General features: G+C 47.1%; 14 protein-coding genes and 1 pseudogene. 13 read left to right on the top strand and 2 right to left on the bottom strand.

The features are described from left to right. Window positions 1-4: 4 nt before the first annotated feature. Complete coding sequence (locus ACH2BK_RS05460) at window positions 5-514, bottom strand: hypothetical protein (RefSeq protein ID WP_395002427.1); 510 nt, start codon at window positions 512-514, stop codon at window positions 5-7. Window positions 515-679: 165 nt separating this feature from the next. Between ACH2BK_RS05460 and ACH2BK_RS05455 the strand changes: the two genes are divergently transcribed. From ACH2BK_RS05455 to ACH2BK_RS05395, 13 genes and pseudogenes are all read left to right on the top strand, one after another. Further along, window positions 680-829, top strand: a complete 150-nt coding sequence (locus ACH2BK_RS05455; protein WP_394996473.1) for a hypothetical protein — start codon at window positions 680-682, stop codon at window positions 827-829. A gap of 54 nt (window positions 830-883) precedes the next feature. Continuing rightward, window positions 884-2,977: pseudogene (locus tag ACH2BK_RS05450) on the top strand (RNA degradosome polyphosphate kinase); the annotation flags it as partial. A gap of 402 nt (window positions 2,978-3,379) precedes the next feature. Beyond that, entirely contained in the window at window positions 3,380-5,929 is a 2,550-nt protein-coding gene (gene secA / locus ACH2BK_RS05445) for a preprotein translocase subunit SecA (RefSeq protein ID WP_395002425.1), read from the top strand. Further along, entirely contained in the window at window positions 5,929-7,176 is a 1,248-nt protein-coding gene (locus tag ACH2BK_RS05440; protein ID WP_394996481.1) for an ABC transporter permease, read from the top strand. The genes secA and ACH2BK_RS05440 overlap by 1 nt, the downstream gene beginning before the upstream one ends. 154 nt (window positions 7,177-7,330) lie before the next feature. Continuing rightward, entirely contained in the window at window positions 7,331-7,579 is a 249-nt protein-coding gene (locus tag ACH2BK_RS05435) for an RNA recognition motif domain-containing protein (RefSeq protein ID WP_394996675.1), read from the top strand. 78 nt (window positions 7,580-7,657) lie between these two features. Beyond that, on the top strand, window positions 7,658-8,278 hold the full coding sequence (locus ACH2BK_RS05430) for a CvpA family protein (protein WP_394996483.1): 621 nt from the start codon (window positions 7,658-7,660) through the stop codon (window positions 8,276-8,278). 54 nt (window positions 8,279-8,332) lie between these two features. After that, window positions 8,333-9,880: a lysine--tRNA ligase gene (gene lysS / locus ACH2BK_RS05425; protein ID WP_394996486.1), complete on the top strand. Its 1,548-nt coding sequence runs from the start codon at window positions 8,333-8,335 to the stop codon at window positions 9,878-9,880. Between the two features lie 12 nt (window positions 9,881-9,892). Next, window positions 9,893-11,143, top strand: coding sequence for a serine hydroxymethyltransferase (locus ACH2BK_RS05420; protein WP_395002422.1), 1,251 nt, complete (start codon window positions 9,893-9,895; stop codon window positions 11,141-11,143). A 4-nt stretch (window positions 11,144-11,147) separates the two neighbouring features. Then, the gene (locus ACH2BK_RS05415) at window positions 11,148-11,690 is read left to right on the top strand and encodes a DUF1882 domain-containing protein (RefSeq protein WP_394996492.1); all 543 of its coding nucleotides are present in this window, start codon (window positions 11,148-11,150) and stop codon (window positions 11,688-11,690) included. A 44-nt stretch (window positions 11,691-11,734) separates the two neighbouring features. After that, window positions 11,735-12,694, top strand: coding sequence for an SPOR domain-containing protein (locus ACH2BK_RS05410; protein ID WP_395002420.1), 960 nt, complete (start codon window positions 11,735-11,737; stop codon window positions 12,692-12,694). Window positions 12,695-12,703: 9 nt separating this feature from the next. Beyond that, on the top strand, window positions 12,704-13,642 hold the full coding sequence (locus ACH2BK_RS05405; RefSeq protein WP_394996499.1) for a Gfo/Idh/MocA family oxidoreductase: 939 nt from the start codon (window positions 12,704-12,706) through the stop codon (window positions 13,640-13,642). Then, window positions 13,639-14,214 carry a DapH/DapD/GlmU-related protein gene (locus ACH2BK_RS05400; RefSeq protein ID WP_395002418.1) on the top strand — a complete coding sequence of 192 codons (576 nt, stop codon included), beginning with the start codon at window positions 13,639-13,641 and terminating at the stop codon, window positions 14,212-14,214. The genes ACH2BK_RS05405 and ACH2BK_RS05400 overlap by 4 nt, the downstream gene beginning before the upstream one ends. Next, window positions 14,204-15,472 carry a nucleotide sugar dehydrogenase gene (locus ACH2BK_RS05395; RefSeq protein ID WP_395002416.1) on the top strand — a complete coding sequence of 423 codons (1,269 nt, stop codon included), beginning with the start codon at window positions 14,204-14,206 and terminating at the stop codon, window positions 15,470-15,472. Before ACH2BK_RS05400 ends, ACH2BK_RS05395 begins: the two co-directional genes overlap by 11 nt. On the opposite strand, the gene ACH2BK_RS05390 is transcribed toward ACH2BK_RS05395, so the two are convergent. Then, window positions 15,451-16,773, bottom strand: coding sequence for a ComEC/Rec2 family competence protein (locus ACH2BK_RS05390; RefSeq protein ID WP_395002414.1), 1,323 nt, complete (start codon window positions 16,771-16,773; stop codon window positions 15,451-15,453). The genes ACH2BK_RS05395 and ACH2BK_RS05390 overlap by 22 nt on opposite strands. Window positions 16,774-16,857 lie beyond the last annotated feature (84 nt).

Here is a 16,857-nt window from a genome sequence, read left to right as displayed (position 1 = left end):
AGCCCTAAAAATGCAAACCTAGCATAAGCTGCACATTGTGCATCGCAAAACTTGTGCTTGTGCCCACAAAATCAGGATTTTGATAAGTGTATTGCAAGCTCACTGCTAGAGGGAGGAGCATTGGCTTTAGCTTGATACCGGCGTTATAAGAAGTCGTATCAGCAAAAGTTTGACTAAAGGTTGAGCGATTTACCCCGACATATGGCGTGAGGCGCAAAACGACAAGCCCAAAATTATGCCCAAGTGAGGCACCAAATTGCGTGTTGGAGTATGAGCCTATGCTGCTTGCCTCGCTGTAGTGATCCCATTTGACTTGTGGAGCCACCACCCAGCCAAATGCCCCAAGCCACACGCGTGCGTATGCGCCATAATTCATCGGCTTGTAGCTATCCCACTCGCTTGATACGACTTTGCCCACGCTTCCGCCAATCTCGGGGCTTACCTCAAAGCCCGCAAACTCCACTGCTGAGAGCAAACCAGCGCTTAGTCCTAGTGCCAAAAGCAACTTTTTCATCATACACTCCTTAATTTACAAAAAGTTCATCATCGCAAGCGATGAAAGCGCGCAATGATAGCACAAAAGTCATAAAAAGCAAGAATTTTTGCCCCTTAGGGCGCGTTTATTCCGCTAGATTCAGAGAATCGGCGCATATGAAGTAAGGGTGGCTTTATAGAGAAGGTGCTAGCCCAAACCGCGTTCCTGACACGGCTCACACCAAGAATCCACAGAATCTCGCATTTAGATTCTGTGTATGCTCGCGTTAGCGGAGCGAGCGGGGATTCACTCCTCGTGAGCGATACGCAAGTTTGCCACGCAAACTTGCGATAAAAATGATAAAATTTTGGCTACAATAAATACCATCTTACCCTAAATAAGGAGGGGCAAATGACAATCCAAGATAGCAAAATGTATTTTAATCGCGAGTTGTCGTGGCTTCGGTTTAATACGCGCGTGCTCAATGAGGCGACAAATGCGCGTATGCCGCTTTTGGAGCAGCTAAAATTTGTCGCGATTTATGGCACCAATCTCGATGAGTTTTATATGATACGCGTCGCGGGGCTAAAACGCCTGTATGCAAGCGGTATCACCGAGACTGCGGCTGATAAGCTCACGCCCCTCCAGCAGCTAAGCAGTATCCGCAAATACCTCCACACCGAGCAAAATAGCCTAGAAAAAATCTTCCACACGATTAAAAACGCCCTTGCAAAAGAAAATCTCCATATAAAGCAAGTCAAAGAGCTTGGCGTGGAGGATAAGAAGATTCTAAAAAAATATTTTATCACCCAGCTCTATCCCGTTATCGTGCCTGTGCTTGTGGATTCTACGCACCCATTCCCACATCTCAATAACCTCTCCTTTGCCATTGCTCTAAAGTTCAAATCTCACGATGAGGCGTTTCGCTATGGGATTATCAGAATCCCTAGAATCCTACCGAGGTTTTTTGAGATTCAAAGCGGAGTGTTTGTGCCCATAGAGGATATCGTGGGGGAGTTTGCCCAAGAGTTTTTTGACGATTATGAGATTGTGAGCTACACGCCTTTTAGGGTTACGCGCAATGCGGATATGGAGATAGAGGAGGAAGAGGCTGATGACTTTTTCCAGATTATGAGCGAGGGGATAAAGACGCGGCGCAAGGGCGAGATCGTGCGACTAGAGATCGGCGATAATGATGTGGATTTGGTGGGATTTGTCAATGCCAATGTCAAGGTGGATTCACAAGATATTTATATGTATAAAACGACTTATCTTTTGAATCTTAGCGGCTTGTGGCAGATCGTGGGGAGCAAGGATTTTGCCCATCTCACGCTGCCTCCGATTAATCCCAAGATTCTGCCCCCGCTAGAGAGTAATGGCGATCTTTTCACGACTTTGCATAGCGATGATGCGCTGCTTTTTCATCCATATGAGAGCTTTGATTCTGTGGTGAGCTTTATCCAAAGTGCGGCAAAGGATCCCGATGTCGTGAGTATCCGTATGACGCTTTATCGCGTGGGCAAAAACTCGCCCATCGTCCAAGCCCTCATCGAGGCAGCCGAAAACAACAAGCAAGTAACCGCGCTCGTAGAGCTCAAGGCGCGCTTTGATGAGGAGAATAACCTGCATTGGGCAAAGCGCCTAGAATCTGCTGGCGCGCATGTCATCTATGGTATCCCCGGGCTCAAAGTCCATGCAAAAATCGCCCTTGTGATAAAGCGCGTCAATAACGCACTCAAAGAATATGTCCATCTGAGCACGGGCAACTACAACCCCGGCACCGCCAAAATCTACACCGATCTCTCGCTGCTCACAAGCGACAAAGAGATCGCCAACGACGCGCTCAAGCTCTTCCACGCGCTCTCCACGGGCAATGCTTACAAAACCGAGCTAAACAAGCTAAAAATCGCGCCCACACAGATAAAAACCGAGCTTTTGCACCTCATTGACAACGAACGCCAAAAAGGCGAGCAAGGGCGCATCATTATGAAAGCCAATGCGTTTGTGGATGTGGATATCATCCGCGCGCTGTATAAAGCCTCGCAGGCGGGGGTTAAGATCGATCTCATTGTGCGGGGGGTTTGCTGCTTGAGACCGGGAGTTAAAGGTGTGAGTGAGAATATCCGCGTGATTTCTATCGTGGGCAAATACCTAGAGCACGCCAGAATCTATTATTTCAAAAACGCGCCAACGCCCATTTATTTCGCTTCAGCCGACATTATGCCGCGCAATCTCGAGCGCAGGATAGAGATCCTCACACCCGCCGTGAGTGAAAAGATCGCCCACAAGCTCCTTGAGATCGTTACTCTGCAGCTTAAAGACAATCTCCAAGCCCACGAGCTCCAAAGCAATGGCGAGTATAAAAAGCTAGCTCCAGATCAAAATCCCATCAACGCACAAGAGATGTTTGAGGAGATGACAAATATGCTCTATAACGCCTCGAGCAACACAAAAAGTGCCAAGGCACTAAGGCTTATTAAGCGTATGATGGGGGAGAGCTAGGGCTTTAAGCTCGTGGCGTTTGGTGGTCGCTAGATTCTGTATTTTCTTTAGATTCTGCGCTTAGTCTTACCTCGCCTTGTCGGATTGTGTCATATTGCCATTGCTCCACAAAATAGTCGTTGCGGTGGTGCTTGGAGAGTTTGGCAAGTGCGGGGGTGTAGGGCTACCTTGCAGGAAGTGGAAATCCCCAAAATGCCAAATTTATGCAATGACTACCCGCTTTGACTTGAGCGAGAAGTGCAAGCAAAAAGAGCCATTTTCTCCCGCACAAATTACTCATCTGCCTCAAAAGTAACAATCCTCCAAGCACCCATTCCTTAAAGCCAAAACACAGAGATTGTGTGCTAAAATCCCGCCCGAAGTTCCACCGCTTAAAGATTTAAACCCCAAAGGACACAACTTATGATACGCAAAATTATTGAAAAAATTTTGGGTTCAAAAAACACAAAAATGCTCAAAGCCTATCAAAGCAAAGTGCGGGCTATCAACGCTCTAGAATCCCGCTATGCCGAGCTTAGTGATGACGCGCTCAAAGCCGAGTTTGAATCGCTCAAAAATGCCGTGCAGCAAGAGGGCAAGAGTTTAGATTCTGTATTGTGCGAGAGCTTTGCAATCACGCGCGAGGCGAGCAAAAGGGTGCTTGGTATGCGGCATTTTGATGTGCAGCTCATCGGCGGTATGGCGCTGCATAATGGGCGGATTGCCGAGATGAAAACAGGTGAGGGCAAGACGCTCGTAGCCACGCTTGCGGCGTGTCTCAATGCACTAAGCGGCAAGAGCGTGCATGTGATCACGGTTAATGACTATCTCGCTAGACGTGATGGCAGCGAGCTAGAGCCATTGTATAATTTTTTGGGTTTGAGCGTAGGGATTATCACCTCGGATTTGCGCGATGATGACAAAAAGATAGAATCTTATGGCGCAAATATCGTCTATGGGACAAACAACGAATTTGGCTTTGACTACCTGCGCGATAATATGAAATACGACTTAGCCCAAAAGGTGCAAAAACACCACTTTTTTGCCATCGTTGATGAGGTGGATTCTATCCTCATTGATGAGGCGCGCACACCGCTCATCATCTCTGCCCCACTTAATCGCACGATGGAAAATTATCAGCTCGCTAACTCCGTAGCACAGAAGCTCAAAAAAGATTCTGACTTTAGTATCGATGAAAAAAATCGCGTGATTTTGCTCACAGAAGAGGGGATAAAAAACGCCGAGAATCTCTTCAAAGTAGATAATCTCTATAGTATCGAAAACGCCGCACTCTCCCACCACTTAGATCAAGCCCTAAAGGCGAATTATCTCTTTGTCAAAGACAAGGATTATGTCGTGCGTGAGGGCGAAGTGGTGATAGTCGATGAATTTACGGGGCGACTGAGTGAGGGGCGGCGATTTAGCGAGGGGCTCCATCAGGCGATTGAAGCAAAAGAAATGGTGGATATCAAAGAAGAATCCCAAACGCTTGCTGATATTACCTTCCAAAATTACTTTAGACTCTATGAGAAGCTTGCGGGTATGACGGGCACGGCGCAGACAGAGGCGAGTGAGTTTTTACAAATCTACAACCTCGATGTAGTCTCCATCCCCACAAATCTCCCCGTGCAGCGCAAGGATCTCAACGATCTCATCTACAAAAGCGAGAGAGAGAAGTTTGAAGCTGTGATTGCTAAAATTACCGAGCTTTATAAGCGAGGGCAGCCCGTGCTTGTAGGCACAGCGAGTATCGAGCGCAGCGAGCTACTCCACGAACTTTTGAAAAAAAGTCGTATCCCTCACACCGTGCTCAATGCCAAGCAGCACGCCAAAGAGGCTGAAATCATCAAGGACGCTGGCAAAAAGGGTGCAGTAACCATCGCTACCAATATGGCGGGGCGGGGTGTGGATATCAAAATCGATGATGAAGTGCGCGCGCTAGGTGGGCTCTATATCATCGGGACAGAGCGACACGAGAGCAGGCGCATTGACAATCAGCTGCGCGGCAGGGCTGGGCGGCAGGGCGATCCGGGCGTTAGTCAGTTTTATTTGAGCTTAGAAGATTCTTTGCTGCGGATTTTTGGCAGCGATAAGCTAAAGGGCATTATGGAGCGTTTGGGGCTCAAAGATGGCGAACATATAGAATCTAGCCTCGTAACACGATCAGTGGAAAATGCCCAAAAGAAAGTTGAGAGCCTGCATTTTGAATCCCGCAAGCATTTGCTAGAATACGATGATGTGGCAAACGAGCAACGCAAGGCGATCTACAAGCTACGCGATGATTTGCTAAATCCCGAGTATGATATGAGTGAAAAGATTCTCACTAATCGTGAATCTACCATAGAATTTTTGCTACAAAAGGCGGGGATTATGCCACAAGAAGTGGGTGCAGAGTTTGATACCAGTAGCCTTGTGGCGGTGGTGCGCGAGGACTTGGGCTTTAAGCCAAAGGAGTTAGAAAACCTCGAGTATCAGGAGCTTTATGAGAGTTTATTAGCCCAAACAAGCAAGGCGTATGATGAGAAAATGTCTGTGCTAGATTCTGTGCAACGCAATGAGATCGAGCGCATCATCTATCTGCAAGTCCTTGATAACGCGTGGCGCGAGCATCTCCATATGATGGATAATCTCAAAACCGGTATTGGACTGCGCGGCTACAACCAAAAAGATCCGCTTGTGGAGTATAAAAAAGAAAGCTACAACTTGTTTTTGGAGTTTGTAGAGAATCTAAAAATCGAGACGACTAAAACCCTGCAAATTATCCGCCTAAAGCCACAAGAGCAAGTAGAGGAATTTGCCGATAAGGTGCTACACGAGCTTAGTCAAGAAAATGTGAGCTTTAATAAAGACATAAGCGAGCAGCCCAAAAAACAAGCAAAGATCGCGCGTAATGATCCTTGCCCGTGCGGAAGTGGCAAAAAATACAAGCTCTGCCACGGCAAAAGCGGACCCAAAAAGGGGCTTTTGGCATAATGCGCAAACTCGTAGTGTTTTTGCTCCCCAAATACCTGCGTTTTGATAGGACGCAGCCCTTTATCAGTATCACGGCGATTTTGGCGTTTTTGGGCGTGGGGATTGGCGTGATGGTGCTGTGCGTGGCGATGGCGATTATGAATGGTATGACAAAGGAATTTGAGCGCAAGCTCTTTGTGATGAATTATCCCCTAAGCGTGTATTCTATCACTTATCAGGGGGTGGATGAGGAGATTTTGCAGGGCTTAAGGGAGCGATTCCCGCAGTTTGTCTTTAGCCCGTATCTGCGGTATAACGCCCTAAGTCGCGCCGGGAACGATATGAATGCTGCGATTATGATAGGTGTGGATATAGATTCTGAATTGCAGCTTAATGAAGTCGTGCGCAAGGCGTTTATGAGAGAAGATGGCACGCTAGATTCTGTGCGCTTGCAGGAGTTTAAATCCCAAGAATTTGCCGTGCTTGTGGGCAAAGAGGTGCAGGCGCGGTATTTTGTCGATGTGGGGGATAAGCTAGGATTTTACTTCACGCGTGTGGAGCCAAGTGCGCTGGGACTCGCACCTATAAGCAAGAGGTTTGATATAGCGGGGGTGTTTGACTCGGGGCTTAAGGCATATAATGAAGCCTACACATACACGCACCTAAGCGCGCTGCAAAAGATTCGCAGGCTAGATTCTGGCTTGTATGATGGGATACATATTTTCGCGCCCAATCCGTTTAAAGATATCGTATCACTAAAGGCGTTTTTGCAAGAGCGATTTCCCCATAGAGTGGGAGTGGAAGGCTGGTGGGAGCAAAATGGCAATTTTTTCTCCGCGATGGAGCTAGAAAAGCGCGCGCTCTTTATCGTGCTGCTGCTCATTATCCTTATGGCAAGCTTAAATATCATTAGTTCGCTTTTAATGGTGGTGATGACTAGGCGCAAAGAAATCGCGCTGATGCTCTCTCTGGGCGTGAGCAAAAAGGAGATTGAGCAGACATTTTTTTGGCTAGGAATGCTCGTGGGGGGGAGTGGGATTGTCTTTGGTGTGGTGCTAAATTTCATCGTGCTTTTTGTGCTAGATACCTTTCCCATTATTTCGCTACCTGCTGATGTGTATGGCACGAGCAAACTGCCGCTGGATCTGTCTTTGGTGGATTTTACATTAACGATTGTGGGGGCGAGCCTCATCGTGTGCTTCTCCTCATATTACCCTGCGCGCAAGGCTTCTAGGGTGCAGGCATTGAGTGTATTGCGCAACGAGTAGGCTCTAATGGGCTCTAAAATGCAAAATTTCAGTTTGGATTTAAGTTTATAAGGATAGAATTGGGCAAAACCTCTACTTTAGCTTGTTGCAGTAAAAGCAGTATGGAACTCCTTTTGGTGAGACAGCCTTAAAGTGCAGGAAAAAAGGAGTTATGGTGAAGACAATTTATGTGGGCAATCTCGTGTATTCAGCGACAAAAGAAAGTGTGCAGGAGCTTTTTTCACAATTTGGCGAGGTATTTTCTGTCAAGCTTATCAACGACAGAGAGAGCGGCAGACCTAAGGGCTTTGGCTTTGTAGAAATGGAAGATGACGCCGCACTAAAGGCAATAGAGGCACTTGATAACAAAGACTTTGAAGGACGCACTTTGCGTGTCAATGAGGCACGCCCTCGCGCTTATTAATAAAAGGCTCATAATCTGATTTTTAGACAAAGTGGGATACAATCGCCTTTTGATTGTTTTGACTAGGGGATTTGCAGTATGGAGCATATAAGCTATATTGATGTGTGTTTGCTAGTCTTGGTTGTGCTTTTGGGTGCTAAGAGCATTTATCAAGGGTTTGTGCGGAGCTTTGGGAGCTTGGTGGGGTTGTTGTTGGGTATCTTCCTAGCTGCGCGCTTTAATGAGCATTCAGGCAATATTTTTGGGACATATGTTTATAATTTTTCTCCACAGGTTAATAATATTCTAGCTTTTGTAATCGTGCTTAGCGTGGTGTGGCTACTAGCGATTTTTGTGAGCGAGATTATCACTAGACGCCTGCACAATACCATCATCGAACGCCTTGATAAGTCCTTGGGGCTTATTTTTGGATTCTGTAAATCCTTTGTGTTTGTGGCGATTGTGGCATTTGGTGTGGCGCAGGTTTCGTTTCTGCAAAGTTTTGCACAAAAAATGGAGCGTGAGAGCTTTGTGTATCCTATAATGAAAAGTTTTGCAACTACCATAATGAATCTTAAAGTCGTGAATGAAACGACAAAATCTCTTAGCGATATTGCTAGGGATCAAGATATAGTAAAAACCACCGAGGCTTTGGGGGAGGGATTACAAAAAGGACAGGAGGCTTTGGAGAGCTTGCAGTCCTTAAAACCTAGCGAGTAGATTCTATAACGCTAGATTCTATAACACGACGAAATCAAAGCGATAAGGAGCGGGATGTTTTCGAATTTTTATATCCAGCAGCGACTAAAAAAATCCGCGCTTTTGCGAGAAATGGGGAGCAATCCATACAAAACAAACGCAAGGCGCACCATAAACAATCGAGATTTTTTACAAAAATATAGTTTTTTGTGCGAGAGCGAGCCAAATGCTAAAGACACGCAGAGCCAAGAGATGCGAGCGACACAGGAGACACAAGAAACAATTGTAGGGCGCGTGCGATTTATGCGCCTTATGGGCAAGGCGTGCTTTATCAAAATCCAAGATCAGAGCGCAATACTGCAAGCTTATGTGAGCAAAAATGAGCTAGGGGAACGCTTTGAGGAAGTTAAGAAAGTCCTTGAAGTTGGGGATATCGTGAGTGTGCGTGGCTTTGCCTTTGTCACCAAAACCGGGGAACTGAGTATCCACGCGCTTGGCTTTGAGATTCTCAGTAAGGCAATCGTGCCGCTACCGGAGAAATTCCACGGCTTGAGCGATGTGGAGTTGCGCTATCGCCAGCGCTATGTAGATCTCATCGTCAATGAAGAAGTCAAAGAAGCGTTTGTTTTGCGCAGTAAGATTATCGCGTGCATTCGTGATTTTTTTGATTCTAAGGGATTTTTGGAGGTGGAGACGCCTATGCTGCACCCTATTCCCGGTGGCGCAAATGCCAAGCCATTCATCACGCATCATAACGCGCTAGGCGTGGAGCGGTATCTGCGTATCGCTCCAGAGCTCTATCTCAAACGCCTTATTGTTGGAGGGTTTGAGGCGATTTATGAGATCAATCGCAACTTCCGCAATGAGGGCATAGACGCGACACACAATCCAGAATTTAGCAGTATTGAGTTTTATTGGGCGTATCACACTTTTGAAGATCTGATGGCACTTACAAAGGAGCTTTTTGCGTTTTTGTTTGAAAGGCTTGAGCTCGCCCAAAAACTTCCTTGGGGAGAGCAGGAAATCGACTTTAGTCAATGGCGCGAGATTGGTTATAGAGAATCCCTAAGCCAAATTGGGGAGATAGATTCTGAAATTGTCTCTGATGGCGCGAGATTAGAGGCGTTTTTGCGCACAAATGGTGTGAAAATCGATAAGGGACTAAGCTATGGCAAGCTGCTTGATGAGGCATTTAGCGAGTTTGTAGAGCCAAAGCTCATCAATCCAACCTTTATCACGCGCTACCCCGTGGAGCTTAGCCCATTAGCGCGCAGGAGCGAGAGCGAGAGCGATATAGCCGAACGATTTGAGCTCTTTATCGGGGGCAAGGAAATCGCCAATGGATTTAATGAGCTCAACGATCCCATCGATCAAAAGGAACGCTTTGAGGAGCAAGTGCGCCAAAAAAATGCGGGCGATGAGGAAGCGCAGTATATGGACGAGGATTTTGTGTGGGCACTTGGCTATGGTATGCCGCCCACTGCAGGCGAGGGCATAGGGATCGATCGCTTAGTGATGTTACTTACCAACCGAAGAAGTATCAAAGATGTGATTTTATTCCCCGCGCTTAAGCCTTCTAAGGCAAATTATGATATACTACTAGCAGACAAGGGAGATTCTTAAATGGAGCAGACAATGGGTTATGATTTAGAGAAAGATTCAGAGTTATTTTCGCTTATTAATAAAGAATTAGCGCGCCAAAATACGCATTTAGAGATGATTGCGAGTGAGAATTTTACATTCCCGAGTGTGATGGAGGCGATGGGGAGTATCCTCACTAACAAATACGCCGAGGGCTATCCCGGGAAGCGGTATTATGGTGGATGTGAGATTGTCGATGAGATTGAGAATCTAGCGATTGAGCGGGCTAAAAAGCTCTTTGGCTGCGCGTATGCTAATGTCCAGCCGCATTCTGGCTCGCAGGCAAATGGCGCGGTGTATGCAGCGCTGCTCAAGCCTTATGATAAGATCTTGGGTATGGATCTAAGCCATGGCGGGCATCTCACTCACGGAGCAAAAGTGAGCGTGAGCGGGCAGCTGTATCAGAGCTTTTTTTATGGTGTGGAGCTTGATGGGTATATCAATTACGACAAGGTGGCAGAATATGCCAAAGTCGTGCAGCCCAAAATGATCGTATGCGGATTTTCTGCCTACACTAGGGAGCTGGATTTTAGGAGATTCAGAGAAATCGCAGATAGCGTGGGAGCGATCCTAATGGGTGATATCGCGCACGTGGCAGGGCTAGTCGTAGCAGGAGAATATCCCAATCCATTCCCGCATTGCCATATCGTTACGACAACCACACACAAAACATTGCGCGGTCCAAGAGGCGGTATGATAATGACAAACGATGAGGAATTGGCTCAAAAAATCAATAAGGCGGTGTTCCCTGCACTGCAGGGTGGGCCTCTAATGCACGTGATTGCAGGCAAAGCCGCAGGATTTTTAGAGAATCTAAAACCCGAGTGGAAAGACTACGCCAAGCAGGTTAAGCTCAATATCAAAACCCTAGCGCAGGTTTTGATCGAGCGGGGCTATAAGCTCGTGAGTGGGGGGAGTGACAATCACTTGATTTTGATGAGTTTCCTTGATAGAGAGTTTAGCGGCAAAGATGCGGATTTGGCACTAGGCAATGCCGGAATCACAGTCAATAAAAATACCGTCCCCGGCGAGAAACGCTCGCCATTTGTAACAAGTGGTGTGCGCATAGGCTCACCTGCATTGACTGCAAGGGGTATGAAAGAAAAAGAGTTCGCATACATCGGCTCAAAAATCGCCGATGTTTTGGACGATATCTCTAACACTTCTTTACAAGCCAAGGTTTTTGAAGAAATCAAGGAATTTAGCAAGGGCTTTGTTATCTATGACAAGGCTGAGGTGAGGTAGCGCGATGACAGAGATGGATTTGAAGCTTATCAAGATGGATACCTCACATTATTACCAAAAACAAAATGGCATAGGACAAAAAGTCGTCCATTCCGGCAGAATCCTATACGATAAATTCCAAAAAGTAGATTCTATACTGAGCTCCACGATTATACGCAAGCATTGGAACAAAGAGATTATCATCGCGCATTCCCTAATCCTCAAGGATAAAAAAGTAGAAAATATCGTCTTTGACTACAACGGGCGCAACACCGATAGATTCTATCATAGAGCGCAGTTATTGTTACGAGATGAGGGCTTTATCAACTTCACAGCTTATACGACTAAAACTCCCGGGCATTTGCATTTGTATATCCACAAAGGGCACACAGAGCTTGGAGAGGGCAAGAGATTGGCGCGCACACTCTCTATGAAACTCTCTCAAGTCTGCCCAGTGGAGTGGCGCGTATTCCCAAACGACGATCTACCGCCAAATTTTAATATCCTCACGCTACCTTATGGAGTTTTTGCTAAGGAGCGCGGAGCTTCTTGGTCTAAATATATGTAGCAATTTTACGATTTGCAAAAGACACATTGCGAAAGGAAGATACGATGGAAGACAAAAGAGAGTTTAATGATATTTTGATTGACGACAGAGCACAATACCAAGATCGCAGCAAAAAGATTATGCTCCTTGTGGTGGCAGCAGCAGTGCTTTTGATTATCTTATTGGTTTCAGCGATTGCGATGAGTGGCACAGAGGATAAGCCACAAGCCCAGCAAGTCGCCCAAGAAAATGGCTTGCAGCCACAACCCCAACCAAATGCCACAAACACAGAAAATGTGGAGTTTGAGCCAGTGCAGACAGCCAACACAGCAGATAACGATCGATTTGCGCAGATTGTCAAGAGGATTCAAGATCAAAACGCACAATCTCTAGAATCTAAAGACGCTATCGCGCAATCTCCCCAAACCCCTATCCTTGAGGCAGCATCGCAATCAAACACAGCCGCGCAAAATACTGCCCCGAGCACCCCTGTAATAGCCCAACCAACCCAACCACAGCCCGTATCTAAGCCTACTCCGGCAGCCAAACCCACCCAACCTACCAAGCCCACACAAGCCCCAAAGTCAGAATCTACCCCAGCACCCGTAGCATCTCCTACACAACCAACGCCACAGACTAAACCTACTCAAGCACCACAGCCTACAATCCAAAATGCCCAGCCCACTACTCAGCCCACACAGCCCACCCAAGCAGTAGCTCAAACCCAATCCACTCCCAAGCCAACAGCAGATAGCCCACGCCCCCAATCCACACCACCTATGGATAAGAGCAAAAACGGGCAAGTGGCACAAAAAGGGCACTACATACAAGTGGGATCGTTTGAAAACACGCCAAACAAAGAGTTTCTCAACAAACTCAATAATTATAGCTATCGCGTCTATGGCGCACAAAGCGGCACAAAATACCTCATCGGACCTTACGATTCTCGCACAGATGCCAATCGCGATATGCTCAAAGTCAAAACAGATATGGGAGATCAAGTCTTTTATTACGAAGTGAAATAACACATCGTAATGAGCTCTTTTGTCTTAATCGGGGCGGCGGGGTTTGTCGCTCCTAGGCATTTACGCGCTATCAGAGATACGCACAGCTCCCTATACGCAGCCATTGACATATGCGATTGCGTGGGGATTTTGGACAGCTACTTTCCTAATGCGCGCTTTTTCCTCTCTCTGCAATCCTTCCAAGAGCACACACCAACACAACCCATTGATTATATGAGTATCTGCACGCCCAATTTTTACCACAAGCAGCACATAGAGTTTGCCCTCACACACGATATGCACGCTATTTGTGAAAAACCTATCGTGCTGCACACCGCACAAGCCAAAGAACTCATCAACCTAGAGCGCGATAGTGGCAAAAGCATTAGCACGATTTTACAGCTCCGCCTTCATCCAAGCATTATCGCGCTAAAAAATCGCATATATGCGCGCCTTCGCACCAATCCCACACATATTTTTGAGGTGGATTTGAGCTATATTAGTGCGCGCGGGCAGTGGTATTTTCTCTCGTGGAAGGGCGATGAGAGCAAAAGCGGCGGATTGGCGTGCAATATCGGGATACATTTGTTTGATATGCTGTGCTTTTTGTTTGGGGAATGCCAAGAGTGCGTCGTGCATTACAAATCTCCTAGCACGATTTGTGGCTTTCTCACACTCACAAACGCCCGCGTGCGCTGGGCTCTATCCATCGATAGGGCATTGATCCCTAGTAGCGCACTCTTACAGGGGCAGAGCACCTATCGCGCTATGCGTGTCGATAAAGAAGAGATAGAATTCACACGGGGCTTTGAGGATTTGCACACCAAAAGCTATGAGGAGATTCTCGCCCATAGGGGCTTTGGGCTGGAGAGCGCATTGCCTAGCCTAGAGATTATCGAGCGCATAGGGCAGCTAAGCCCCATAGGGCTAAAGGGCGAGTATCACCCACTAGCAAGGGCATTGGCGTGAGGGAGTATTTCGCACACGCTAGCAGTGTGGTCGATGAGGGTGCGCGTATCGGCAGAGATTCTAAAATTTGGCATTTTTGCCATATTTTTGGCTCGAGCGTGATTGGCAAAAACTGCTCCATAGGGCAAAATTGTATGATAGCCCAAAATGTGCGCATAGGCGATAATGTCAAGATTCAGAACAATGTCAGCATTGTGGAGGGCGTGAGAATCTGCGATGATGTGTTTATCGCACCTAGCGTGGTTTTTACTAATATCAAGACTCCTCGCGCCTTTATCTCGCGCAAGAGCGAGTATCTCCCCACGCTGCTTGAGAGAGGCTGCTCAATCGGGGCAAATGCCACCATCATCTGTGGCAACACCATCGGCGCATACGCACTCATAGGTGCGGGTGCGGTAGTGAGCCACGATGTGCCGCCCCACGCGCTCGTAGTGGGCAATCCCGCGCGGCTTGTGGGCTGGGTGGATAAGGCTGGGGTTAAGCTAGAGTTTGTCCAAAATCGTGCGTATGATAGCCTAGATTCTAGCGTGTATGAGCTGCGTGATGGGAAGGTGGTGCAAATTGAAGTGTGAATCTAATCCCACAGAAGTGCGAGATCCTATCATCGCTGTGGTGGGGCTAGGCTATGTGGGCGCACCCTTGGCACTTGCGTTGGCTGGGCATTTTGAGGTTATTGGCTTTGATAGAGATTCTAAGCGCATACAAGAGCTCCAAAGTGGCTTTGATACGCACACACAGGAGCACTTCACACCACCAAACTCCCTGCATTATAGCAATGCGCGCGAGGATCTCAAAAAGGCAAGTGTGTTTATCATCGCCGTGCCCACGCCTATCCTTTCTGACAAAACGCCCGATCTCACGCATTTGCAGCAAGCCTCGCAAATCGTGGGCAGTGTGCTCAAAAAAGATGATCTCATCGTGTATGAATCCACCACATATCCCTTTTGCACGCGCCACTATTGCGCTAAGATTTTGCAAAAAACCTCTAAGTTAGTGCTAGATAGAGATTTTTTTGTCGGTTACTCTCCTGAGCGCATAAATCCGGGCGATACGCGCCATACCCTGCGCACTATCACCAAACTCATCGCCGCGAGCACGCCCCACGCGCTACAGAGAATGCAAGCTGTGTATGGGAGGGTGGTAGATTCACTCCATATCGCGCCCAGTATCGAGATAGCCGAGATGGCAAAGCTCATCGAAAATGCCCAACGCGATCTCAATATCGCCTTTGTCAATGAAGTGGCGATGATGTGCGATAAGCTAGGTTTAAGTGCTAGCGAGGTGCTAGAGGCGGCTAGGAGCAAGTGGAATTTCCTGCCCTTTAGTCCCGGGCTTGTAGGGGGGCATTGTATCAGCGTCGATCCCTACTATCTCTCCTATATCTTAGAGATGTGCGCGTATAAGCCCAAAGTCCTAAGTATGGGGCGGCTTGTCAATGAGCAAATGCCCGCATTCCTTGCGCGCAAAATCCACACGCTCGCACTAGATTCTAAACTAGCGGCGCACAAAAGCAGGGTGCTGCTGCTAGGCTTGTCGTTCAAGGAGAATTGTCGCGATATGCGCAACTCCAAAACACCGATTTTGCGCAAAAAGCTCAAAAAACGCGGATTTAGGGTAAAGGTGTATGATCCCCTCATTGATGGGCGGGAGGCAGAGCGGATGTTTGGCTTTAAGCCGCTCAAATCCCTAGAGGGTAAGAAGTTTGACATTATCGTCTTACTCAATGCACACAAGGAATTTTTAAGTCTCAATCTGCGCGAGTATGCCAACCCTACCCATATCATCTTTGATATAAAAAACGCCCTGCCCTACGCCACCCATAGGCTGTAGTATAAATACCCCCAAAACCCAAAGCTAAGGATTAGCAAGCCGATATAGGCGAGAAAATAACGCGTCGCAAGGAGTGAAAGTATGAGATAACTCACAAAAAGCCACGCGGGGGCAAAGACCTCAATAGAATCTAGGCTTAGACTAAAAAGCCTAAGTAAGAGCGTATCAAAAATCCCGCCAATCCCCAGCAAATGCGCCACCACACTCGCGGGAAAGAAAATCGTGAAAATAAGCGTGAGCGGGATAGAAATGATGGTATAAAGGCTAAAATATGGAAAGAAAAAATGCACCAAAATGAGCATATTGGCAAAGATAGTGAGGTTAAACACTATGGGGAGAAGCATAAATCTAAAAACAAAGGAGCGCGATGTGAATCTAAAATAGTGTAAAAACAAATAGATATAAAATACCCCAAAAAATGAGAGAAAAAACCCAATGCTAAAGAGTAAGCGCGGGAAAAAACTAACACACAAAGCCCCCACCATAAACAAAAAGCTAAAATGCAAAATCTTTATGCCCTGATACACCATCACAAACCCAACGCACGCCATCACCCACGCGCGCAAAAATGAGGGAGAAAAGCCAAGCAATACGAGATAGCCAAAAAGCACGATGAGTGTGAGAAATCCGATATCAAAAAAGCTATTGCGATAGGGGAAAAGTCGATGCACGCGTTTATAGAGAAATCCGAGGCTAACGCCTAGCACTAATGAGAGAATCCCCAGATGAAAGCCGCTAATAGCTATGAGATGGGCGATACCAAGGGTGTTGCTAATATCGCGCAGCTCTTTGGGCAGGAAGTCGGCGATGTAGAGGGTTTTGTAAAACGCGCCAAGTAGTGAATCTGCGTGCTGTGAATCGATAAAGACACGCAAAGAGTCGCGATAATCGCGCGTAGATTCTAACGAGAGGCTAAAGCTTGTGATGAGGCAGGATTGGAGGTATTGCCAAAAGCTACATTTGGCACTTTTTCCGTAGATTCTCACATAGGCGTGCAGGAGGTTTTTGATGTCTTCTTTAGAAGTGGTGTAGAAAATCTCTCCAGATTCTGTGCGCAGTTTGAGCACTTCATATGGGGTGTTGGTTTTGGATGAAAACTTAGTGTATTGGGCGATGACTTGTCCGCGTATGACGATAGGCTTCTCAGAATCTAGCGCGCGGTAGCGGGAATACTCAAGCGCGAGATTGAGCGCAAAAATGCTTAAGCAAAAGGCGAGAAATGCGAGCCATTGGGATTTGGTGTGGAGCATAGTAACGGGAGAGATTGCTTGGGGGTGGGAAGTGGTGTGTGTGCTACGCAAAATGAGCCTTGTGTGTGGGGTTGGTATCGTGTGGCATTATAGCCTAAAGCGGCTCTAGTGTGCAAGTGGGATATAAATGTGAGT

The sequence above is a fragment of the uncultured Helicobacter sp. genome, from assembly GCF_949282165.1.
In the GTDB taxonomy this organism is placed as follows: domain Bacteria; phylum Campylobacterota; class Campylobacteria; order Campylobacterales; family Helicobacteraceae; genus Helicobacter_F.
The sequence above is the reverse complement of the archived record's forward strand: the minus strand, read 5'-3'. Positions and strand labels throughout refer to the sequence as shown.

What these genes read in the sequence shown, in the direction of transcription:
- ACH2BK_RS05460 (WP_395002427.1), bottom strand. Translation starts at nt 514, where the DNA reads ATGAAAAAGTTGCTTTTGGCACTAGGACTAAGCGCTGGTTTGCTCTCA.
- secA (WP_395002425.1), top strand. Translation starts at nt 3,380, where the DNA reads ATGATACGCAAAATTATTGAAAAAATTTTGGGTTCAAAAAACACAAAA.
- ACH2BK_RS05440 (WP_394996481.1), top strand. Translation starts at nt 5,929, where the DNA reads ATGCGCAAACTCGTAGTGTTTTTGCTCCCCAAATACCTGCGTTTTGAT.
- ACH2BK_RS05430 (WP_394996483.1), top strand. Translation starts at nt 7,658, where the DNA reads ATGGAGCATATAAGCTATATTGATGTGTGTTTGCTAGTCTTGGTTGTG.
- lysS (WP_394996486.1), top strand. Translation starts at nt 8,333, where the DNA reads ATGTTTTCGAATTTTTATATCCAGCAGCGACTAAAAAAATCCGCGCTT.
- ACH2BK_RS05420 (WP_395002422.1), top strand. Translation starts at nt 9,893, where the DNA reads ATGGGTTATGATTTAGAGAAAGATTCAGAGTTATTTTCGCTTATTAAT.
- ACH2BK_RS05415 (WP_394996492.1), top strand. Translation starts at nt 11,148, where the DNA reads ATGACAGAGATGGATTTGAAGCTTATCAAGATGGATACCTCACATTAT.
- ACH2BK_RS05410 (WP_395002420.1), top strand. Translation starts at nt 11,735, where the DNA reads ATGGAAGACAAAAGAGAGTTTAATGATATTTTGATTGACGACAGAGCA.
- ACH2BK_RS05405 (WP_394996499.1), top strand. Translation starts at nt 12,704, where the DNA reads ATGAGCTCTTTTGTCTTAATCGGGGCGGCGGGGTTTGTCGCTCCTAGG.